The organism is Caulobacter sp. (assembly GCF_017744445.1).
Classification (GTDB): domain Bacteria; phylum Pseudomonadota; class Alphaproteobacteria; order Caulobacterales; family Caulobacteraceae; genus Caulobacter.
Genome location: NZ_JAGIBH010000001.1, coordinates 674,267 through 695,936 on the forward strand (window position 1 = coordinate 674,267; position 21,670 = coordinate 695,936).

Annotated in this window: 18 protein-coding genes and 1 pseudogene; 8 read left to right on the forward strand and 11 right to left on the reverse strand. The window is 68.8% G+C overall.

Features of this window, described 5'->3' with window-relative positions:
* Positions 1–93 precede the first annotated feature (93 nt).
* On the forward strand, positions 94–480 hold the full coding sequence (locus tag J7528_RS03220; protein ID WP_291871232.1) for a MerC domain-containing protein: 387 nt from the start codon (positions 94–96) through the stop codon (positions 478–480).
* On the opposite strand, the gene J7528_RS03225 is transcribed toward J7528_RS03220, so the two are convergent.
* Together J7528_RS03225 and J7528_RS03230 are read right to left on the reverse strand one after the other, a co-directional pair.
* Positions 477–1,370 (reverse strand): nucleoside hydrolase, encoded by an 894-nt coding sequence (locus tag J7528_RS03225; RefSeq protein ID WP_291871234.1) that lies wholly within the window; start codon positions 1,368–1,370, stop codon positions 477–479. The genes J7528_RS03220 and J7528_RS03225 overlap by 4 nt on opposite strands.
* Entirely contained in the window at positions 1,367–2,023 is a 657-nt protein-coding gene (locus tag J7528_RS03230; protein ID WP_291871237.1) for a phosphoribosylanthranilate isomerase, read from the reverse strand. Before J7528_RS03230 ends, J7528_RS03225 begins: the two co-directional genes overlap by 4 nt.
* 80 nt (positions 2,024–2,103) lie before the next feature.
* On the opposite strand from J7528_RS03230, the gene J7528_RS03235 reads away from it, so the two are divergent.
* Entirely contained in the window at positions 2,104–2,916 is an 813-nt protein-coding gene (locus J7528_RS03235) for a carbohydrate kinase family protein (RefSeq protein ID WP_291871239.1), read from the forward strand.
* Here the strand turns inward: J7528_RS03235 and J7528_RS03240 are convergent.
* Together J7528_RS03240 and J7528_RS03245 are read right to left on the reverse strand one after the other, a co-directional pair.
* The gene (locus J7528_RS03240; protein ID WP_291871241.1) at positions 2,900–3,052 is read right to left on the reverse strand and encodes a hypothetical protein; all 153 of its coding nucleotides are present in this window, start codon (positions 3,050–3,052) and stop codon (positions 2,900–2,902) included. The genes J7528_RS03235 and J7528_RS03240 overlap by 17 nt on opposite strands.
* A gap of 65 nt (positions 3,053–3,117) precedes the next feature.
* Positions 3,118–4,374, reverse strand: coding sequence for a nucleoside transporter C-terminal domain-containing protein (locus tag J7528_RS03245; protein WP_291871243.1), 1,257 nt, complete (start codon positions 4,372–4,374; stop codon positions 3,118–3,120).
* 278 nt (positions 4,375–4,652) lie between these two features.
* Here J7528_RS03245 and J7528_RS03250 point away from each other — a divergent pair, with 278 nt between their 5' ends.
* From J7528_RS03250 to J7528_RS03275, 6 genes are all read left to right on the forward strand, one after another.
* The gene (locus J7528_RS03250; protein ID WP_291871245.1) at positions 4,653–7,007 is read left to right on the forward strand and encodes a TonB-dependent receptor; all 2,355 of its coding nucleotides are present in this window, start codon (positions 4,653–4,655) and stop codon (positions 7,005–7,007) included.
* Positions 7,008–7,126: 119 nt separating this feature from the next.
* Positions 7,127–8,128, forward strand: a complete 1,002-nt coding sequence (locus J7528_RS03255) for a LacI family DNA-binding transcriptional regulator (protein ID WP_291871247.1) — start codon at positions 7,127–7,129, stop codon at positions 8,126–8,128.
* A complete protein-coding gene (locus tag J7528_RS03260; protein WP_291871249.1) occupies positions 8,125–9,051 on the forward strand; it encodes an esterase-like activity of phytase family protein in 927 nt (308 codons plus the stop codon). Before J7528_RS03255 ends, J7528_RS03260 begins: the two co-directional genes overlap by 4 nt.
* A 321-nt stretch (positions 9,052–9,372) precedes the next feature.
* Positions 9,373–10,479, forward strand: a complete 1,107-nt coding sequence (locus J7528_RS03265) for a putative urea ABC transporter substrate-binding protein (protein ID WP_291871251.1) — start codon at positions 9,373–9,375, stop codon at positions 10,477–10,479.
* A 5-nt stretch (positions 10,480–10,484) separates the two neighbouring features.
* Positions 10,485–11,300, forward strand: coding sequence for an ABC transporter permease (locus J7528_RS03270; RefSeq protein WP_291871253.1), 816 nt, complete (start codon positions 10,485–10,487; stop codon positions 11,298–11,300).
* On the forward strand, positions 11,300–12,064 hold the full coding sequence (locus tag J7528_RS03275) for an ABC transporter ATP-binding protein (protein WP_291871255.1): 765 nt from the start codon (positions 11,300–11,302) through the stop codon (positions 12,062–12,064). The genes J7528_RS03270 and J7528_RS03275 overlap by 1 nt, the downstream gene beginning before the upstream one ends.
* A gap of 245 nt (positions 12,065–12,309) precedes the next feature.
* On the opposite strand, the gene atzF is transcribed toward J7528_RS03275, so the two are convergent.
* The 7 genes and pseudogenes from atzF to J7528_RS03310 form a co-directional block, all read right to left on the reverse strand.
* The gene (gene atzF / locus J7528_RS03280; protein ID WP_291871258.1) at positions 12,310–14,082 is read right to left on the reverse strand and encodes an allophanate hydrolase; all 1,773 of its coding nucleotides are present in this window, start codon (positions 14,080–14,082) and stop codon (positions 12,310–12,312) included.
* Complete coding sequence (gene uca, locus J7528_RS03285) at positions 14,079–17,702, reverse strand: urea carboxylase (protein WP_291871260.1); 3,624 nt, start codon at positions 17,700–17,702, stop codon at positions 14,079–14,081. The genes atzF and uca overlap by 4 nt, the downstream gene beginning before the upstream one ends.
* A 10-nt stretch (positions 17,703–17,712) precedes the next feature.
* The gene (locus J7528_RS03290; protein ID WP_291871262.1) at positions 17,713–18,339 is read right to left on the reverse strand and encodes an urea amidolyase associated protein UAAP2; all 627 of its coding nucleotides are present in this window, start codon (positions 18,337–18,339) and stop codon (positions 17,713–17,715) included.
* An 11-nt stretch (positions 18,340–18,350) separates the two neighbouring features.
* Positions 18,351–19,175: an urea amidolyase associated protein UAAP1 gene (locus tag J7528_RS03295; protein WP_363269672.1), complete on the reverse strand. Its 825-nt coding sequence runs from the start codon at positions 19,173–19,175 to the stop codon at positions 18,351–18,353.
* Positions 19,172–19,645, reverse strand: a complete 474-nt coding sequence (locus tag J7528_RS03300) for a CopG family ribbon-helix-helix protein (RefSeq protein WP_291871264.1) — start codon at positions 19,643–19,645, stop codon at positions 19,172–19,174. The genes J7528_RS03295 and J7528_RS03300 overlap by 4 nt, the downstream gene beginning before the upstream one ends.
* Positions 19,646–19,748: 103 nt before the next feature.
* Complete coding sequence (locus J7528_RS03305) at positions 19,749–20,852, reverse strand: DNA alkylation repair protein (RefSeq protein ID WP_291871267.1); 1,104 nt, start codon at positions 20,850–20,852, stop codon at positions 19,749–19,751.
* A gap of 134 nt (positions 20,853–20,986) precedes the next feature.
* Positions 20,987–21,670 (reverse strand): annotated as a pseudogene (locus J7528_RS03310) (malate synthase A); the annotation flags it as partial.

Here is a 21,670-nt window from a genome sequence, read left to right on the forward strand (position 1 = left end):
GGCGCGTGGAAAAATCGCCGGCAAGCTCTTGCAATGTTATAATATAACAATATCTGGACTACCGAGGCCGCCAGCGTAAACCCGGAGCTTTCCATGACCCCGTCCCAAGCCAAGGCGCTGGACCTGTCCGCCGTCGGCCTGTCCGCCCTGTGCCTGGTTCACTGCCTGGCCTTGCCGGGATTGGCGCTGTTGCTGCCGGTCCTGGGTTTCTGGGCCCAGGCCGAGTGGGTTCACGTCGCCTTCATCCTGGCAGCCGCGCCGGTGGCGGTTCTGGCCTTCGTCGATCTCAAGACCTGGCGGCCGCGTTCCGGCCCGATGATCGCGGTTGCGGGCGCCGGTCTGGCCCTGATGCTGGCCGGCGCGCTGGAGTTTCCCATCGCCGGCTACGAGCGCCCGCTGACGGTGCTGGGCGGCCTGCTGCTGGCCGGCGCGCACATCGCCAACTGGCGCCGGCGCGGCCACGTCTGCCAGGACTGCTAGGCTACCGTTTCGCGGAAGTGACGGGCCAGCGCCGCGCCGTCGGCGCGCAGGCGCACGCTGATCGTGGGGCCGCTCTCGGCCCAGACCGTCTGGCCAAGGCGCTCGCCCGAGAGCGCCACCGACACCGGAGCGACCCGTGTCTCGAACAGTTCCGGACGGGTCAGGCTGACCAGGGCGGCGACGTCATGCAGCACGCAGCCGTCCAGTTGCTCATAGGCCTTGGCGTAGCCGCGCGTGACGTCATGCGCAAAGCGGCCGGCCTCGCCCTGCTGGGCCAGCTCGCGGGCGTCGGCATTGGTCAGGACGCAGGACAGGGTCGCGTCCAGCGGGACCAGGGTGACCGGCCACGGCGCGGCCAGGACACCGGCGGCGGCTTCGGGATCGTTGTGGATATTGGCCTCTGCGAAGGGGGTGACGTTACCGGCCGCGAAGGCGCCGCCCATGATCGTCACCCCGGCGACCAGGTTGGCGATGTCGGGCGCGGCGCGCAGGGCCAAGGCCAGGTTGGTCAGCGGCCCGATCGCCACGATCGTCACCTTGCCGGGATGGGCGCGGACCAGCTCGATGATCCGTTCATGCGCCGCGCCAGGATCGGCCGGCGACAGGGCGACGCCGGACAGGTCGAGGTCGCCCAGCCCGTTCTCGCCATGGACATGGGTCGGCGAGGCGCCGCGCGGACGCGTCAGCGGTCCAGCGGCCCCCCGATAGACCGGCGCCGGCAGGGCGAGGCGCGCTCGCAGCCACAAGGCGTTGCGGGTGGTGGTCTCGACGTCGGCGTTGCCGAACACCGTCGTGATGGCCAGCAGCTTCAAGTCGGCGCGGGCGCGCAGGTAGAGCAGGGCCAGGGCGTCGTCGACGCCGGGATCGGTGTCCAGGATCAGCAGGCTCATCCGTAGACCGCGCGGCAGACCGCCTCGCACTTGGCCAGGTCGAAGGCGCCGTCAGTGCGTACGCCCGACTCCATGTCGATCCAGTAGAGAGCGCCTTCAGGCGCGGCGATACGGGCCAGGATGTCGGTGACGGTGCTCGGACCAATGCCGCCGGAATAGCCGCAGAACGGGCCCTCGGCCGGCGGCGGGGCGGGCCAGCGGTCGGGCCGCGCGCCCGTGCCGAACGAGACGTCGTACAGCCAGTCGACCCCGGTCTGGCTCAGCGGGAAGGCGTCCGAGCACTGCAGCACGGCCCGCACGCCCATGCGGCGGCCATAGTCGCGGGCGGCGGCGATCTGGGCCGGCGTGCTGCCCTTGAAGCTGTGATTGACCTGCACGCGCTGGATGCCGGCGGGGGGCAGGGGCGCGGTCAGAGGGCTGGTCGCGATGGCCCTGGCCGCGTCTCCACAGACATGGGCGGCCCAGCGCAGCTCGCGCGCGGCCAGCAGGGCCTCGCGGATCTCGATGGTCGGGAAGAGGAGGCTTTCGCCCTCCTGGGCCGGATCGACCAGCACGCCCCACTCGATCGGATAACGCGCTGACAGCGCCTTCAGGCCCGGCAGCAGCTCGAGGCGATCGACGCCGGTGAACGCGATGAAACTGGGCGGCTGCATGGGCGGGTCCGAAGGTCAGAATGTCCTTGCAAACTATCTAGTGAAACGTTTCAGTCAAGTCGTTGAAGCGAGAGGCTGTGATGGCAAGGGTAGTGGTCGCGGGCTTCGCGACGATCGACTACGTGGTCCAGGTGGAGGGCGTCTTCACCGGACGCGGCACACGGCTGATGCGCGAGGCCGCCTGGCCCCGCGCCGGCGGCGCGGCGCTGTACGCCAGCGCGGCCTTGGCGGAGGCGGGGGTGGCCGCCGCGCCGCTAACCTGGGTGGGCCACGACGCGGATGGCGAGGCCTATCGGGCGACCTGTGTTTCGGATGAGGGTGTTGCGGTCATGCCGGACGCGCCGTCGACGCGGTGCCTGCTGATCTACAACGCCGACGGGACGTATGGCTGTCTGCTGCGGCCGGGCCCCGCCGCCCTGACCGATGCGCAACTGCGGCTGGCCGCAGGGGCCGAGTGGCTCGTGATAGCCGCCGGCCCGCCGGAGATCACCGCCCGCTTGCTCGACCTCCAAGGCCCCCGCCTGGCCTGGATCGCCAAGGATGACCCGGCCTGCTTCCCGCCCGAGCTCGTGGCGAGGCTGACGGCGAAGGCGGAGGTGATTTTCTGCAACACCGGCGAACGCGCCTGGCTGGAAGCGGGGCGGAGCGGCTCCGCGCCGGCGGGCCAGATCCTGTTCGAAACCCGTGGCGCGGACGGTGTCCATGTCGAGGCAGGTCGCGAAACGTTCGACCTGCCCGTTACGCCCCAGAAGGTTGAAGACGCCACCGGCGCCGGCGACACCTTCGCGGGGGCGGCCCTGGCGGCGTTCGTCAACGGCGCCTCTGCTCATCACGCGGCGCAGGCCGGCATCGCGGCGGCGGGGGCGTTGCTGGCGGTTAGATCCCGTCCGTGAAGCTGGTGATGAGCCCGCCGGCAAAGCCGACCCCGAACTCGCTTGCCAGTCGTGCGACCACGATCGCGGCCACCGTCAGAACCATCATTCTGAGCGGCTTGTTTTCGAAGTGGGACAGCAGGGTTTTCAGCGGCACGACCGATCTCTTTCGTTTCCTGGACCAACGATAGAGAACCACACGTCCGCAAACCACCCGTTTCGTCAGCCGCCAATCACGCCCATGATCGTCGCGGTCAGGCATGTCGTCAGGAATGCCGCCGCCAGGGCCTTGAAGCCCAGTTCGACGACTTCGCCGACCTTTTCCGGGGCCATCGAGGACAGGCTGCCGATCAGGATGGCCACGCTGCCGACATTGCCGAAACTGCCCAAGGCGTAGGTCAGGATCAGCAGGCTCTTGGGCGACAGCGCGCCGGGCGGCAGGGCCATCATGTCGCTGTAGGCGACGACCTCGTTGGCGGCGACCTTGGTGCCCAGGATCGCGCCGACGGCTTGCAGGTCGCTCAGCGGTGCGCCGGTCAGCCAGGCGATCGGGGTCAAGAGCCAGCCCAGGATGCCGCCCAGCGTCAGCGGTGCGCCGGCATGCGGGATGGCCGCGAGCCCCATGTTGATCAGCGCGATCAGGCCGACGAAGACGATCAGCAGGCCGGCGATGTTCAGCACCATCTTCACCGCGTCCAGCGTGCCGAAGGTCAGGGCCTCCAGGCTGCTGCGGTAGGGGCTGGCGAGCACGATCGGCTCATGCGCCTCGGCGCTCTTCTCGCCGGGAATGATCAGTCTGGCCATGCCGATCGCCATCGGGGTGCTGATCAGCGAGGCGATCAGCAGGTGGCTGAAGGCGTTGGGCACCTTGGCCGAGATCAGCGAACCCAGCACGATCATCATCGAGCCGCCGATCACCGACAGGCCGTCGACCATGATGATGAAGATCTCGGCGCGGGTCAGGCGGGGCAAGAACGGCTTCACCAGCAGCGGCGCCTCGACCATGCCGAGGAACACGCAGGCCGAGGTCGAGACCCCGACCGGGCCGCTGACGCCGAACAGCTTACCGAACGCCCAGGCCGCCGCGCGGACGATTACGATCAGCACCTTCCAATGCCAGAGCAGGGCCGACAGCGCCCCGACCAATAGGATGGCCGGCAGGGCCTGGAAGGCGAAGATGAAGGCGGCGCTGGGGTCGGCCATGCTGAACGGCGCGCGGCCGCCGCCGAGATAGCCGAACATGAAGCTGGAGCCGGCGCGCGAGGCGGCCTGCAAGGCGTCGACGGCGTGGGTGGCGGCCGCGAAGCCGGCGGTAATGGCCGGGACCTGGGTCAGCAGCAGGGCCAGCGTGATCTGGCAGGCCAGGCCCACCAGCACGGGCCGCCAGGGCAGGGCGCGCCGGTTCTCCGACAGCAGCCAGCCAATGCCCAGAAAGACGACGACGCCCAGCAGCGCCCGCGCGGTTTCGTTATCCGGCATGTCCCCTCCGACGACGCTCGGAAGGACTCTATAGGGTGAAACGTTTCAAGGAAATAGCGCGCAATCGCCGGTAGGCGCGGGCTTGGCATTTCGTCCGGATGGCGCGCAAGCTGGGCCGCGCCGCCTGGAAAACGCCTGATAATGCAACGCACGCCTGCCGATTAGGCGCCAAACGATCACCCGCTCCTTGTGATGAAAATGTCATTGAACTCGAATATGAAACGTTTCACTAAATAGTACCGGCATCCGCTGAGGCGGACCTGAAGGGGGCTTTGAACATGAAGACGTCCATCTGGCTGGCTTCCAGCGCGCTGTTCCTGGTGATGGCCGCGCCCGCCATGGCGCAAACGGCCGCTCCGGCGACCGACACGATCGATGAAGTGGTGGTCACCGCCGAGCGCTTCGGCTCGGGTCTGGCCCGCGCCACCTTCACCATCGGCGCCGAGGACATCCAGGAACGTCCGCTGGGCGCCGAGATCACCCAGGCCCTGGTCAAGGTGCCGGGCGTGCAGGTCTCGACCGGTGATGCCCGCGGCGGCAGCTTCTCGTTCGAGATCTATATGCGCGGCCTGTCGGACGAGCAGGTCGGCCTGACCCTGGACGGCATCCCCACGGGCGACAGCCGCTTCAACGGGGGCTCGCCGCCGCAGCGCTTCATCGAGAGCAGCAACGTCGGCAAGATCACCGTCTCGCAGAGCGCCGGCAACATCGGCGCGCCGTCGCGCTTCGCCTTGGGCGGCTTCATCGATTTCGTCACCGACGCGCCGCGCAAGGACTTTGGCGCGACCGTCGAGGCCGGCGTCGGCTCGTTCGACTTCCGCCGCATCTATGGCCGCATCGACAGCGGCGAGATCGCGCCGGGCCTGTCGGGTTACTTCACCTACTCGCACCAGGAGAACGACGTCTGGGCCGGCCGCAATAGCCGGGGCAGCGAGCGCGACCACTACGAGCTGAAGGTCGTGAAGGACTTCGACAACGGCTCGTTCGTGAAGGGCCGCGTGTCATACAACGACCAGACCGACAACGACTTCAACATCGTCACCAAGGGCGAGTTCGAGGCCGCGCCGCGTAGCGACCGGGCTCTGGACGCCATCACGGGCATCCCGGCCAAGGATATCGACTTTGGCGGCGCGCTGGGCGGCTGGCGCAAGGACTGGCTGGCCTATGCCAACAGCCACATCGTGCTGAGCGACACGCTGAGCCTGGACGTGAACCCGTACTACCAGACGCTGGACGGGGAATCCTTCCGCTACCAGGACCGCCAGCGGGTGCTGACCGGCGGCGATCCGCGCGCGGTGACCGGCTACAACGCCAATGGCGGGGCGGTGCGCCCGACCCTGACCACCATCCGCAACAGCAACGTGGTCGGCGGTCCGGCCGACATGCGGGTCACGCCGCGCGACCGGGATCGCTATGGCGTCACTGGCGAGCTGAAGGCCAAGTTCGGCAATCACAGCCTGCGCTTCGGTGGCTGGTGGGAAGGCGGCGACTCCACGGAGCGCCGCAACTTCTACCCGATCATCAACTCGGCCCAGAGCATCGCCTATGACCGCTCCAAGCTGAACTATGTCGAGTACGAACGCAGCGCCTCGGTCGAGACGACCATGCTGTACGCCCAGGACGAGTTCCGGGCTTTCGACGACAAGCTTAAGGTCGATCTGGGCGTCACCTGGTACGACGTGAAATACGACGCCAAGTCGCCGCTGGAGTACAAGGCCAACGTCAAGTTCTCGCAGCACTCGGACATCAATCCGAAGATCGGCGCGACGTACCAGTTGGCCGAGGCCTGGGAACTGTTCGGCGGCTACGCCAAGAACTTCGCCGGCATCCCGGAAGACGCCTTCCTGGGTTCGACGGCGGTGATCAATCCGGCCGACCTGACGCTGGTTTCGACCGAGAACGTCGACCTCGGTTTGCGCTATGTGAAGCCGAACATGGCCTTCTCGATCCAGGCCTATGACGTCGACCTGAAGAACAATGTCGGCATCGTGCCGCGCGATCCGACGGCGACCCTGGACCCGCAGGAAGTCGTGCGCGGCAACGTCGCGACCAAGGCGGTCAACATCGCCGGTATCAAGACCAAGGGCGTCGAGCTGACCGGCTACTACGACTTCGGCGTCGTCGACCTGTACGGTTCGTACTCGCACCAGGACGCCAAGCACGACAACCCGGCCGTCGGCAGCGACGCCCGCAAGGCGCTGGCCAGCGTGGCGGTGATCGGCGGGGCGGGCGTGCGCGACATCCCCAAGGACAGCTTCTTTGGCCAGGTCGGCTGGAAGCCGCTCTCGGGTCTGAAGATCGACGGCAATGTCCGTTATGTCGGCAAGCGCGTCGGCGGCCACATCGTCGCCCCGACCACCTTCCAGGAGCTGGGCGTCGAGATGCTGGACGCCTACACCGTGGTCGGGCTGACGGCGACCTATGACCTGAAGCGCGCGGGTGTTCCCGATCTGCGCTTCCAGTTTAACGTCGATAACCTGTTCGACGAGAAGTACATCGGCGCCGTCAGCGGCTCGACGGCCACCCAGCCGGAGTTCGGCTACACCGCCGCGACCCCGAACGCCCGCACCCTGGACCGCTACTTCGTCGGCGCGCCGCGCACCTACACGTTCTCGGTGCGAGCGCGGTTCTAGGGGCGTCTTCTCCCCTTGTTGGACGCCTCTGGAAGGCGCGGGGCATCGGACATGTCCCGCGCCTTGACCTTCTCCATGAAAGGTTTCACGTCCTGGCTATCTCCCGACGGAATCCCCGCATGGCCAAGAGCGAAGACCCACCCCGGCGCGCGACCCTCAAGGAGGTCGCCAAGGCCGCCGGCGTGTCGCTGGCCAGCGCCTCCTACGCCATCAATGGCGCGGGCTCGGTGGGCGAGGCCACGCGCGAGCACATTCTGAAAGTGGCCGCCGAACTGGGCTACCGGCCCAACCAGAGCGCCAAGGCCATGAAGACCGGCAAGACCGGGGCTATCGGCCTGATCGTGCCGGACCTGACCAACCCCTTCTTTCCGGGCCTGGCCCAGGTGGTGATCCAGGCGGCGCGGGCGCACGGCTACAGCGTCTTCCTGACCGACACCGAAGGCTCGACCGAAGAGGAAGAGCGGGCGGTGAACCTCATGATCGACCACGGCGTCGACGGGGTGATCTGGTTCCCGATCGCCGATGACGGCCCGGTGGGTAAGCTGATCGAGGGCGTGCCGACCGTGGTGCTGGACCGCAACCTGCCGGGCTACGACGTCATCCAGGCCGACTATGCCGACGGCGGCCGGTTGGCGGCCGAGCACCTGCTGGCGGCGGGGCATGTGAACATCGGGGTGATCTCCGGCCCGCACGCCGCCTCCAGCGCCCGCCAGCGGGCCGAGGCCGCCATCAGTACGGTGCGCGAGCGCGGCAACCTGGTCTGGCACGTGCACAACGCCTATTCGCTGGACCTGGAGCCCGAGGTCGCCAAGGCCCTGGATAGCCGCACCGCGACAGCGGTGATCACCGGCGCGGACCTGATCGCCATCGGGGCCATGCGCCATATCCGCGGCCTGGGCCAGTCGGTGCCCGACGACGTCTCGGTGGTCGGCTTCGACGACATCCCCTGGGCCCAGCTGCACACCCCGGCCCTAACGACGATCGACATGCCGGTCGAGGACATGGCCGCCGCCGCCGTCGAGGCCCTGATCCGCCGGATGAGCGCCCGCGGCGAGCCGCGCCGGCGGGTGGTGTTCAATGTCGAGCTGGTTTCGCGCGACAGCGTGCGTGTCCTGACGTGAACGCGCTGCTCGGCCTCGCCCTGGCGCTGAAGCTGCTGGCGAGCTTCGAGGTTCCTGCGGGGACGATGGTCGACGGGACGCCGTTCGGCGGCGTTTCCGGGATCGACTACGATCAGCGCACGGGCGAGTGGTTGATGATCTCCGACGACCGCTCGGACAAGGCGCGGTTCTTCGTCGGACGGCTGGACGACAAGGGCCTGCGGCTGACGCGGCACGTCCGGCTGAGGCCCGAGGTGGGCGAACGTCCGGACGCCGAGGCGCTGCGGATCGATCCGCTGACCGGCGACCTGCTCTGGACTACCGAGGGCGACGCCCCGCACGGCTTCGACCCGATGGTGCGCCGCATGGGCCGCGACGGCGCGCCGAAGGAGACGATCCCGACGCCGTTCAGTTTTCGCGACGGCGCGCGGCCGAACCTGACCTATGAGGGCCTGAGTTTCTCGCCCGACGGCAAGTGGCTATGGCTTTCGATGGAAGCGCCGCGCGTCCAGGACGGCCCGGTCAGCAGCGTGGCGGCCGGCGGCCTGACGTGGATCACCAAGCTGGATCGTCTGGGCAAGGTCGTCGCCCGGTACGCCTATCGTCTGGACCCTATCCAAGCCGCGCCGGCCAAGCGGGGTGACAACGGTATCAGCGAGATCCTGGCGCTGGACGATCGCCGCCTGCTGGTGCTGGAGCGCTCCGGCGTCGAGGACGCGGCCGGGCGCTTTACCTATCACTGCCGCCTCTATGTGGTGGATGTGCGAAGGCCGTCGGAGAAGCGTCTGGTGCTGAACTTCGACCGCTTGGCCGGGGTCCCGACCGCCAACCTGGAGGCCATGGCCTGGGGGCCGTTGCGCAACGGCCGCCGCACCCTGGTGCTGATGTCGGACGACAATTTCGATCCCGCCGCGCCGACGCGGATCGTCTTGCTAGGTCTCTAGCGCGCCCAGTAGCGGTCGGCGCGGGCTTCTAGCCAGGAAAACAGCGTCTGGCTCAGGCTCACCATGAAGTCGCGGATCATGAGGACCTCCATCGGTTCGGCTCATGATGAGCTGACCCGGCGGCCTCGCAACGATCAGCGGCTTCGCGGCGGACGTGAACGGCAATAGGCGCGGGATTCAGGCGCCGGCGCCCGAGGCGGCCTGCTTTTTCAGCAGTTGAGCGGTTTTCAAGGCCAAGCCGCACCGGCGCTCCGGTATTACGATTGTGTCGTTTCGTAATATGGCTCTCCACTCTCCCCACCGATGTGGAGGGAGCCGCTGATGAGTGTCCTGTTCAACCGCAAGCGTTTCATCGCGGCCCTGGCCGTATCGTGCCTGGCGCTGGCCTCGTGCGGGGAAAAGACCGCCGACAAGGCCGCTCCGGCGCCGGCGGCTGCCGCCAAGACCGACTACAAGATCGGCTGGACGATCTATGCCGGCTGGATGCCGTGGGCCTACGCCCAGCAGTCAGGCATCGTGAAGAAGTGGGCCGACAAGTACGGCGTGAAGATCGAGCTGGTGCAGATCAACGACTATGTGGAGTCGCTGAACCAGTACTCGGCCGGCAAACTGGACGGCGTCACCGCCACCAACATGGACGCCCTGACCGTGCCGGCCGCCGCCGGCAAGGACACCACCGTGGTGATGATCGGCGACTACTCCAACGGCAATGACGGCCTGGTGCTGAAGAACGGGACCAGCCTGGCCGAGCTGAAGGGGCGACCGGTGAACCTGGTCGAGCTGTCGGTCTCGCACTACCTGCTGGCTCGCGCCCTGGAGAAGGCCGGGCTGAAGATGAGCGACGTCAAGACGGTCAACACCTCGGACGCCGACATCGTCGCCGCCTTCGGCGCGGCCGACACCAAGGCCCTGGTGACCTGGAACCCGCAGCTGTCGGAAGTGAAGAAGATGCCCGGCGCGACCGAGGTGTTCGACAGCTCCAAGATCCCCGGCGAGATCCTGGACGGCCTGATGGTCAGCACCGAGGCGCTGAAGGCCAATCCCAACCTGGGCAAGGCCCTGACCGGCATCTGGTACGAAACCATGGCCCTGACCGTGGCCCAGACGCCGGAAGGTAAGGCGGCCCGCGAGCAGATGGCCAAGCTGTCGGGCGCGGACCTGGCCAGCTTCGAAGGGCAGCTGAAGACCACCCACCTCTATGCCGATCCGAAGTCGGCCCTGGCCGCGACGGTCAGCCCGGACCTCGTCACCGCCAATGACCGCGTGCGTAAGTTCAGCTTCAGCATGGGCCTGTTCGGCCAGGGCGCGAAGTCGGTCGACGACATCGGCATCAGCTTCCCGGGCGGCAAGACCCTGGGCGATCCCAAGAACGTCAAGCTGCGCTTCGACCCCAGCTACGTGCAGATGGCGGCGGACGGCAAGCTCTAGTCCTCATGCGCCTTCTCAACATCAGACCCAGGGGCGGTCTCGCGGTTCTGCTCGGGATGATCCCGCTGCTGGCCGCGGGGCTGCTCTACCTGATGGCCTCGCAGGCCCGGCACGCCGAGAACCCGCGTGACAAGCTGCTGCCGACCCCGACCGCCATGGTCGAGGCGGTGCAGCTGATGGCCAAGGTCGACCCGCTGACGGGCCACGCGCCGCTGCTGGTCGACACCCTGGCCAGCCTGGAGCGCATCGGCCTGGCGCTGGTGATTGCCACCGCGCTGAGCCTGATCCTGGGTCTGGGACTTGGGCTGCTGCCCCTGCTGCGGGCCAAGTTCGGACCGCTGGTGGCGGCGATCGCGGTGGTGCCGCCGATCGCCGTGCTGCCGATCCTGTTCATCGTCTTCGGCCTGGGCGAGACCGCCAAGATCGCCCTGATCGTCATCGGGGTGACGCCGGTGATGGTCCGGGATCTGGCCGCCCACGTCGCGGCCATTCCCGAGGAGCAACTGGTCAAGGCCCAGACCCTGGGTTCCAGCACCTGGCAGCTGGCTCTGCGCGTGGCGCTGCCTCAGGCCATGCCGCGCCTGATCGACAGCCTGCGGCTCTCGCTATGTCCCGCTTGGGTCTACCTGATCTCGGCCGAGGCGATCGCCGCCGACACAGGGCTTGGCTACCGCATCTTCCTGGTCCGCCGGTACCTGTCGATGGACATCATCCTGCCCTACGTCGTCTGGATCTCGCTGCTGGCGGTGGCGATGGATGTGACGCTGAAGCTGATCGCCCGCCGCGCCTATCCGTGGGCCTATCCCGAGAGAGGGCGCTGATGGGCGGCCTGCTGACCTTCCGCAATGTCTGGGTCGAGTACGGCGACAAGGTCGTGCTCGAAAATGTCGACCTGTCGATCCAACAGGGCAGCTTCGTCTCGATCGTCGGCCCGTCCGGCGCGGGCAAGAGCACCTTCCTGCGGCTGATCATCGGCCAGGAGAAACCCACGCGCGGCGCCATCGACCTGGACGGTGACAAGCTGCGCGCCGAGCCCGGTCCCGATCGCGGCGTGGTGTTCCAGAAGTACTCGGTGTTCCCGCACCTGTCGGCGCGCGACAACGTCGTGTTCGGCCTGGACTGCGCCGGCTCGCCTTTGCTGGGCAAGCTGTCGGGCGCGCGTCGTCGGGCGGCGCTGGACGAGGCCGACGCCATGCTGGCGGCGGTGGGTTTGGCCGACAGCCGCGACCTCTATCCGGCCAAGATGTCGGGCGGCATGCAGCAGCGCCTGGCCATCGCCCAGGCCCTGATCCGCAAGCCGCGCATCCTGCTGCTGGACGAGCCGTTCGGGGCCCTGGATCCCGGCGTGCGCCTGGACATGCACGAGCTGATCACCAGCCTTTGGCGCGACAACGGCCTGACCATCATGATGGTCACCCACGACATCAAGGAAGCCTTCAAGCTGGGCACCCGCGTGCTCGCGTTCGACAAGCGCCGTCGCGATCCGCATGCGCCACACCGGTACGGCGCGACGGCGGTCTACGACTTCCCGCTGGACAAGCCAGGGGCGGTGGGGCCGGAGGCGCTGGCGGGGTTGGGCAAGTAGCTGCGATGTTGCGTCGCAGCATAATGACTTGCGTTGACAACGTTGTCATCATATATGGGTTGTGTCGCGAGGGAACGTCCTCGCCTGATCGCAACCCGGAAAGTCCGATGTTCAGCCTGATCTACTACACCGTTTCGGCCCTGAAGGCCGGTCGCGCCACCGCTTAAGGCGCACTTCGTCTCAGACGATGCTGAAAAGCCCGCGAACCTGGTTCGCGGGCTTTTTCGTTGTGCGATGCGAAATGGCTAGGCCGTTAGCGAGGCGATGTAGGCTCGCCAGCCGCCCAGGTGAGTGATGTCCGTCGCGCCGTCCAGCGCTCGGGGCTCGGCGACGAAGCCCTTCACGGTCGTGCCGTCTTCCAGGGTCACATTGCCGATCGCCAGAGGCGCGGGGACCTCGACGGTGAAGCTGCCGAACGCCTCGACGTCCAGCTCGTAGACCTCGACCAGGATCGACGACCCGCCGTCGCCGACATGCACCAAGGCCGGCTTGGGCGGGGTCGAGTTGGCGATGGCGTAGAGCCTGTAGGCCGGCGCGGTCTTGGTCGCGCTGACCAGCCGGGCCTCGCGCGAGGTCAGCTGCCAGTGCAGCGGCATGCCGCCCAGATGCGCGCCGACCACGGCCAGCTTCACGCCGGGCTTGTGAGGCGTCAGGTCCAGCGGGGGCGTGTCGGCCATGGGGAAGGTCTCCAGATAGCGTGTGGCCAGGTCCAGCAAGGCGCGGTCGGCGAAGGCGGGGCCAACGAAGGTCACGCCAAAGCCCGTGCCGTCGGCGCGGAAGCCGGCCGGGACGGCGAGGGCGGACAGGTCGAGTAGGTTCACGAAGTTGGTGTAGAGGCCGAGATTGGCGTTCAGGGCCAGGGGCTCGGCCTTCAGTTCTTTCAGCCGATAGATCGTCGGTGTGGTCGGCAGGAACAGGAAATCCGCCGCTGCCCAGATCGCGTCCGCAGCGCGGCGATAGCCCTCAAGAGCGTACAGGCCCTTGAAGGTCTCGACGCCGGTGACGGCCAGGCCGCCTTGGACGATGGCGCGGACGGTCGGCTCGATGGCGCTGGGTGTCGCGCGAAGCAGGGGCTCGACGGCGGCGGTGCGCTCGGCGACCCAGGGGCCGCTGTAGAGCAGCTTGGCGGCGTCCAGCAGCGGGGCGATGTCGACTTCGGCGGGTGTGCCGCCGGCCGCCTTTAGCCGCGCGATGGCGGCGGCGTAGAGGGTCTCGGACTCGGTATCGCCGAAGAAGATCCGCTGCTCTGGCAGGGGGATCGCGAAGCGCAGGCCGTCGATCACGGCGTTGGGCAGACGGCGGGAATAGTCGTCCTCGGGATCGAAGGCGGCCAGCACCTCCTCGACCCGCGCCGCGCCGGCCAAGTCGGCGGCGAAGACGCTGATGCAGTCCAGCGAGCGGCAGGCGGGGACCAAGCCCCGCGTGCTCCAGCGCCCCTTGCTGGGCTTCAGCCCCACCAGGTGGTTGAACGCCGCCGGCACGCGGCCTGAACCGGCGGTGTCGGTGCCCAGCGAGAAGGCCACCAGACCCGCCGCCACCGCGACCGCCGAGCCGGAGCTGGACCCGCCGCTGACGAAGGCCTTGTTGAACACGCAGCGCGGCGCGCCGTAGGGGCTGCGGGCGCCGACCAGGCCGGTCGCGAACTGGTCGAGATTGGTCTTGCCGATCAGCACCGCGCCCGCCGCGACCAGCCGCTCGACCACGGTCGCCGAGCGCTCCGGCGTATAGGTGAAGGCCGGGCAGGCGGCGGTCGTCGGCCAGTCACCGACGTCGATATTGTCCTTCACGGCGAAGGGTACGCCGGCCAGTGGCAGAGTCTCTCCGGCGGCGATGCGGGCGTCGACCGTACGGGCTTGGACCAGGACGGCTTCGGTGGGCAGGCGCAGGGTCCAGACTTGGGGCTGGATCAGGTCGTATTCGGCGACCGCGTCGAGCGCGGCCTGGGCGACCTCGACGGCGCTGGCGCCGCCGTTCACGACCCCGGCGATGGCCTCGACGGAGAGACGCTCGAAACTCACGCGGCGGCCTCCAGGTTCGGGGTCACGGCGATCACCGGCGCGCCGGCGGCGATGGATTGCGAAGGCTGGGCGTAGACGGCGCTGACCACGCCGGCGACCGGGGTGTTGACGTCGCACTCGGCCTTCATGGCCTCGATGATGGCGATGACCGCGCCGGCCTCGACCCGCTGGCCCGGCTCGACCAGCACCTTCCAGACATTGCCGCCCAGCGGGGCCTCGACCAGGTCGGCGCCCGGCGGAACCTCGACAGCGGCCGTTTCCTCCTCGGCGTCGGCGACCCCGGACAGGGCCTCGACCCGCGCGAACTCGCCTTTGGCTTCCCAGTCGGCGCGCTCGGCGTCGAAGGCGGCCTGGCGCGTGGCCTGGAAGGCGGCGATGCTGCCTTCGTTCTCGGCCAGCATCTTGCGGTAGTCGGAGAGACGGAAGGTCTCTTCCTCGATGCGGATCTGGCGACGGCCCAGCGGGAAGTCGCGCCGCCACTCGGTCAGCTCTTCGGCGCTGACCGGGAAGAAGCGGATCTGGTCGAAGAAGCGTAGCAGCCAGGGCTTGCCGTCGGTGAAGGCCTCGGTCTGGCGCCAGGTGTTCCAGACCTGGATCGTGCGCCCGAACAGCTGATAGCCGCCCGGTCCCTCCATGCCGTAGATGCACATATAGGCCCCGCCGATGCCGACCACGTTGGGCGGCGTCCAGGTGCGGGCGGGGTTGTACTTGGTGGTCACCAGGCGGTGGCGCGGATCGACCGGCGTGGCGACCGGCGCGCCGAGATACACGTCGCCCAGGCCCATCACCAGGTAGCGGGCGTCGAAGACGATCCGCTGGACGTCGTCGATGCTAGCGAGGCCGTTGACCCGGCGGATGAACTCGATGTTGTCCGGGCACCAGGGCGCGTCGTCGCGGACGGCCTGCATGTACTTGTCGATCGTCTGGTAGATCGCCGGATCTTTCCAGCTCAGCGGCAGGTGAACGACGCGCGAGGGGATCTCGAAGTCGTCCAATCCGCCCAGCCGGTCCTCGGCGGCGACCAGGATCTCCAGCAGGCGGCCTTGAGTCAGGCGGCGGCTGTCATAGTGCACCTGCAGCGAGCGAATGCCCGGTGTCAGGTCGATGACACCCTCCGGCGCCTGGGCCTGCAGGTCCAGCAGCAGGGCGTGGATGCGCAGGCGCAGCTCCAGGTCCAGCACGATCGGGCCGTACTCGACCAGCAGGTGCTGATCACCCTGGCGGCGGTACAGCACGCGCGGACGATGGCCGTCCTGCGGCAGCTCGTGGAGGATCGGGCTGGTCTGCTCGTCGACCGGCGGTGAGGCAGGTTCGGGCGCGGCCGCGAGGTTGGCGATCAGCGATTCCTGGGCGTCCCGTGCGGCGGCCGCCGTTGCGTCGTCGACCACGGCGAAGCGGACCGTGTCGCCCGGCGCCAGTTGGCCGGCCTTCCAGAGATCGGCCTGGATGATCACGAACGGGCAGACGAAGCCGCCCAGCGATGGACCGTCCGGACCCAGGATGATCGGCATGTCGCCAGTGAAGTCGACGGCTCCGATGGCGTAGGCGTTGTCGTGGATGTTCGACGGATGCAGCCCGGCCTCGCCGCCGTCGCGCCGCGCCCATTCGGGCTTGGGGCCGACCAGGCGCACGCCGGTGCGGTTGGAGTTGTAGTGCACCTTCCAGTCCGTGCCGCCGATCATGGCGACGTCGGCGGGGGTGAAAAAGTCCGGGGCGCCGTGCGGACCGGGCAGGACGCGGATGGTCCAAGCCTTGGTCGTCTCGGGACGCAGGTCGGTGGCCAGAGCGAGGGCGGCTATCGTGCTCTTCGGCTCCAGCAGCCGCAGGGCGTCGCCGGCCGTCAGGTTACGCCCCGCATGGCCGCCGAAGCCGCCCAGGGTGAAGGTCGAGCGGCTGCCCAGATATTCCGGCACATCCAGCCCGCCCTGGAACAGCAGGTAGCCGCGCAGGCCCGCCTCGACAGCGCGGCCGATCTTCAGCACCTGGCCGGCTTGAACGGAGAGGGGCGTGTAAGGCTCGACCGCCACGCCGTCCAGGCGGGCGTCGAAGCGGGCGCCAGTCAGGCACACCGTGGCGGCGCGGTTGAACTTCAGGGTCGGACCAAGGGCGGTGATCTCCAGCCCCGCCGCGTCCTCGCCATTGCCCAGCAGGCGGTTACCCAGCCGGAACGCGAAAGCGTCCATCGGACCCGACGGTGGCACCCCGACGTCCCAGTAGCCCTGGCGCCCCGGCCAGTCCTGCACGGTGGTGGCCGGGCCGCCGCTCAGTACCTGGATAGTGTCGGGCGTCCAGGCCACGGTCTCCAGGGCGCGAGTCGAGACCTGGCCGGACGTGAAGGGCTCGCTGCGCACCACGGCGCGCAGCCAGTCCAGATTGGTCTCGATACCGGCCAGGCGCGTGTCCTCCAGCGCTTGCTGAAGGGCGACGACCGCCGCCTCGCGGTCGGGCGCGGTGACGATCAGCTTGGCCAGCATCGGGTCGTAGAAGGCGCTGACCTCGGTTCCGTCGACCACCCAGCCGTCGGCGCGGACGCCGGCGGGGAAGGCCACCTGCGTCAGCACGCCGGAGCTGGGCCGATAGTCCTGGGCCGGGTCCTCGGCATAGAGACGCACCTGGATCGACGCGCCCTTGGGCTCGGGCAGCGGGACGTCGAGGAAGGCGAAGTCGCCGGCCGCGCCGCGCACCATCCACTCGACCAGGTCGACGCCGGTGACCTGCTCGGTCACGCCATGCTCGACCTGCAGGCGGGTGTTGACCTCCAGGAAGAAGAAGTCGTCGCGGTCGGCGTCGTACAGGAACTCCACCGTGCCGGCCGAGCGGTAGCTGGCCGCCTGAGCCAGCCGCACGGCGGCGTCCAGCAGGGCCGCGCGGGTGGCGGCGGGCAGGTCGGGGGCGGGGGTCTCCTCGACGACCTTCTGGTTGCGGCGTTGCAGGGAGCAGTCCCGCTCGCCCAGGGCCACGACCTTGCCGGCCCCGTCGCCGAACACCTGGACCTCGACGTGGCGGGCCTTGCGGACGTAGCGCTCCAGGAAGACGCCGCTGTCGGCGAAGTTGCCGGTCGCCAGGCGCTGCACGGCCGCGAAGGCCTCTTCCACCGCTTCGGCGTTTTCGCAGACCCGCATGCCGATGCCGCCGCCGCCGGCCGTAGCCTTCAGGATCACCGGGAAGCCGATCCGCTCGGCGGCTTCCAAGGCCGCCGCCGGATCGACCAGCAGATCGGTGCCGGGCGCCAGCGGCACGCCGTGGGCCTGGGCCAGATCGCGGGCGGTGTGCTTGAGGCCGAAGGCGCGGATGTTCTCGGCCGTCGGACCGATGAAGGCGACGCCAGCCTTCTCGCAGGCTTCGGCGAAGCCGGCGTTCTCGCTCAGAAAGCCATAGCCCGGATGGATCGCCTGGGCGCCGGTGGCCTTGGCGGCCGCCAGCACTAGGTCGGCGCGCAGGTAGCTCTCGGCGGCGGCGGCGGGCCCCAAGCGCACGGCCTCGTCAGCCAGCGAGACGTGCAGCGAGCCGGCGTCGGCGTCGCTGAACACCGCCACGGACTTCACACCCATGGCCTTCAGGGTGCGAATGATGCGGCAGGCGATGGCGCCGCGATTGGCGATCAGGACCTTGTCGAACATGAGCGCGGTCCTACTGGGCGATGATCATGCGCACCGGCGTCGGGTCGAAGCCGTTGCAGGGGTTGTTGATCTGCGGGCAGTTGGAGACCACCACCACGACATCCATCTCGGCGCGCAGGTCGACATAGAGGCCGGGCGCGGAGATGCCGTCGACGATGCCCAGGGCCCCGTCCGCCTCGACGGGTACGTTCATGAACCAATTGACGTTGCTGACCATGTCGCGCTTGCCGCGTCCCTGGGCGGCGTTGGCGACCAGGAAGTTCTCGACGCAGGCGTGCTGGCTCTTGGTGTGGTGGCCATAGCGCAGGGTGTTGCTCTCGCACGAGCAGGCCCCGCCGATGGTGTCGTGATAGGCCACGGCCGTCGCGGTCACCGTCATCATCGGGCGGCCCTCGTTGGACAGCAGCACCGCGCCTTCGCGTAGGAAGATGTTCTTCTGGGCGGCGATGGTGTCCTGGGCGCTGTAGCGTTCGGCGTCGTCGGCGGCGCTGTAGGCCAGGAAGTCGACGGCCTGGTTGCCCTCCAGGTCGACGATCCGCAGCGTCTGGCCGGCCTTGACCTCATGCAGCCAGGGGGCGCGGGCGGGGACGACCTCGTCGTGGACGATGGTGTTCAGGGGCGGGGGATCGAACGCCATGGTCGGTGTCCTCAGCGCGAGAAGTAGTCTTCGACGTTCAGGAAGGCGCGCAGGCCTTCGGGCGTCGCATTGCGGATCGGGTCAGCCTCCGGCGTGACCGGGCCGCGCCAGGCGGTGGCGCGCACGGGGGTCACGGCATAGGCTTCGCGCGGGTCCAGCACGTGCGGGCAGTTGGCCAGCACCACGATCAGATCCATCTCGGCGCGCAGGGTCAGCGACCGGCCCGGCGCGTAAGGACCGACATCGATCACCGTCTCGCCGCCCTGGCCCACACGCACCTCCTTGAAGAGGTTCAGGCAGGGGTGGATGTCCTTGCGACCCAGGCCGAACTTGGCGACGCCCAGCGAGAAGCGGTCGCGGGCGTTGGGGTGGGCGCCGTGGTTGAAGCCGTCGCCGTACTTACGGGCGTTGCTGGCCTGGTTGGAGGCGCCGCAGAAGGCGTCGTGGGTCCCGGCCTCGTCCTCGACGATGCTGGCCAGCACCCGGCCCATGTCGGACAGCAACAGGCGGCCTTGGCCGAGGTAGCCGTTCCACTGGACCTTCAGGGTGTCGGCGATATTGAGGCGCTCGATCGGGCGCTCGGCGTTGAAGATCAGCAGCGAGACCGCCGCGTCACCGGCCAAGTCGGTCAGGCGTAGGCGCGAGCCCCGGGCGATCTGGCGGCTGGCGTAGCCGCCCGGCGCGAGGGTCTCGTCCCAGACCGCGTCGGCGGCCGCGACGCCGGGCGGCAGGTCGATGGCGGCGCTGGCCGGGACGGTCGGCATGGCCTCGACGCGGGTCCCGGCCTGGGCGCGGGCGTGCGCCTGGGCGGCGTAGGGTGTCGCGGTGTCGCTCAAGGAGACTCTCCGTCGGGCTCGTCGCCGTGGAAGTGCAGCGGCGGCAGCAGGGCGGTGGTGGTGACGAGCTTGATCTGCTGGACGCCGCGCACCTTCCTGAGGTCGTCGCACAGCTGCTGCAGGCGCTCGGACGGGCCCTGGACCAGCAGGACCTCCATGGCCTGGTCGTCCTCCAGAAAGACGTTCTGGGCCGAGATCACCTCTTTCACGAAGCCCAGCTGGGCCTGGGCCAGGGCGTGGCGCACCCGGCCGCTTTCGGCGCGGTAGATCAGGGTGATGGTGCCGGCCAGCACCGCATCGGGGCGCTCGCCGCTGTGCTCGGCCAGTTCGTGGCGGATCAGCTCGGCGATCATCTGCGAGCGGCTGGGCAGGCCGCGCTCGGCGACCATGGCGTCGAGCTGGGCCATCAGCTCGGCCGGCAGGCTGATGCTCAGCCGCGCAAGGGTGGAGGACGTGTCCATGGAGAGCACCTAGGTCGTGTTATTACGAATATCTCAACACGTAATAACACGATCGCGGCGCGGGTCGCGTCGGCGCCCGGCAAATAGGCGCGGGGCGGCTAAAGCTTGCGCATCAGATCGACAGGTCGAACGCCGCCTGGGCCACGACCTGGCCGTTCACCAGCAGCTCGACCGCATGGCGGCCGGGGGCGTGCTTGCGGGTGGTGAAGTCCTTGATGATCTGGCGCAGCGACAGGTCCAGCCGCTGGCCGGCGGCGATCTGGACGCCCTTCCACTTGAACACCTTGCGCGAGGCGCGGCCGCTGGCCTTGGGGTAGGTGATCGCATAGTCGACGACCAGGGTCTGGGCGCGGCCGCCGGTCTCGGCCAGGCGGGTCGAAAGCGCGATCGCCTCGCCCAGCCGGATAGCGGCGGGCGCGATCGTGAAGTGCTCGGCCCGGACGTCCGCGCCCTCGGTCGCGCCGATCACCGCCAGGGCGCGCGGGTCGCCCTGCTTGATCAGGCCGCGCAGAGCGTGCTTGGCGATCCAGGCGCTGCGCTTGTCGTCCAGCGGCCAGGTCTTGAGATGGTCCAGGACCCGGTCGGGGTGGTCCTTGGTGATGTCGTTCAGGTGGTTGGCGACGGACTTGCGGACGTAGACGCTGTCGTCGGTCTTGAGGGCGTCGAGGATCGGCAGGGCCGGGGTCGGGTCCTGCACCAGCGCATCGAGGCGGAAGGACCAGGGCAGCCGGGGCCGCGAGCCTTCGCTGGCCAGACGGCGGACATGCTCGTCGGGATCGCAGGTCCAGGCCTCCATCATCTTCAGCGTGCGCGCCTGGTCCTGGCGCAGGAACGGCCGGATGGCGAACTCGGCGCTGCCATAGGGCGTGAAGGTCTTCAGCGCATCCATCGAGGTCTCGAAGCGCTCGAGGCCGTACAGGGCGACATATTCTGGCGGGACCAGGGTGACGAAGCGGTGGTTGATGCGCGGGATCAGCGCGCCAAGGATCGCCACCGCCGCCTCGAAGTCGCTCGGCAGGGTCTCGCCATAGGCCCGCGCGATCTGGCGCAGGCGCTGCATGATCGACAGCGCGTCCAGGTCATGGGCCGCTAGTTCCAGGAACCGGTCGGCGTCGAAGGCCGGATAGACGGCGCGCGTCTCGTCGGCCAGGTGGCGCAGACGGGCGCGGTCGAAGATCTCTTTCAGCAGCGGGGCGGCGTCTTGGGTGTCGGTCATGGCCTGACGGCTATCGGACGCCGCGCCCGATAATGGCAAGAGCCGACACGAAAAGACCCCGGCGCGCTGGGGGAGCGCCGGGGTCCTCGGGCGGAGTGTTGTTGGTCTTCTGGTCGCGCCCTGCGCTCTCTCGGTCAGAGCAGTTCGTAGGCCGGCAGGGTCAGGAACTCTTCCAGGCTGTCGGACAGCACCATGCGGGTGAAGAGCTCGGCGGCGTTCTCCAGGCGGGGCGAGCCGAAGTCGCGGCGCAGGTCGGCCATCTCCTGGGTGAACAGGCTGACGAACAGTTCCGAGGTTAGCACCCGGCCGTCGTCCAGCGCGGCGCCCAGGCGGATCCACTGCCACAGCTGGGTGCGGCAGATCTCGGCCGTCGCGGCGTCTTCCATCAGGTTGTAGAGCGGCACGGCACCCCTGCCTTCCAGCCAGGCCTGGGTGTAGCGGACGCCGACGCGGATGTTCTCGCGCACGCCGGCCTCGGTGCGACCGCCTTCGTGCAGCTCCAGCATCTGGGCGGCGGTGATGTCGAGGTCGGCCAGCAGCTTGTCGCGCTGGTTGGCGGCCGGCATCAGGCGGTCGAAGACCTCCATGGCGACGGGGACGAGGTCGGGGTGGGCGACCCAGGTGCCGTCGTGGCCGGCGCCGGCCTCGCGCTCCTTGTCGGCCTTGACCTTGGCGAAGGCGGCCTGGTTGGCGGCGTCGTCGCCCTTGACCGGGATCTGGGCCGCCATGCCGCCCATGGCGAAGGCGCCCCGGCGGTGGCAGGTCTGGATCAGCTTCAGCGAATAGGCGCCCAGGAACGCCTTGCCCATGACCATGGC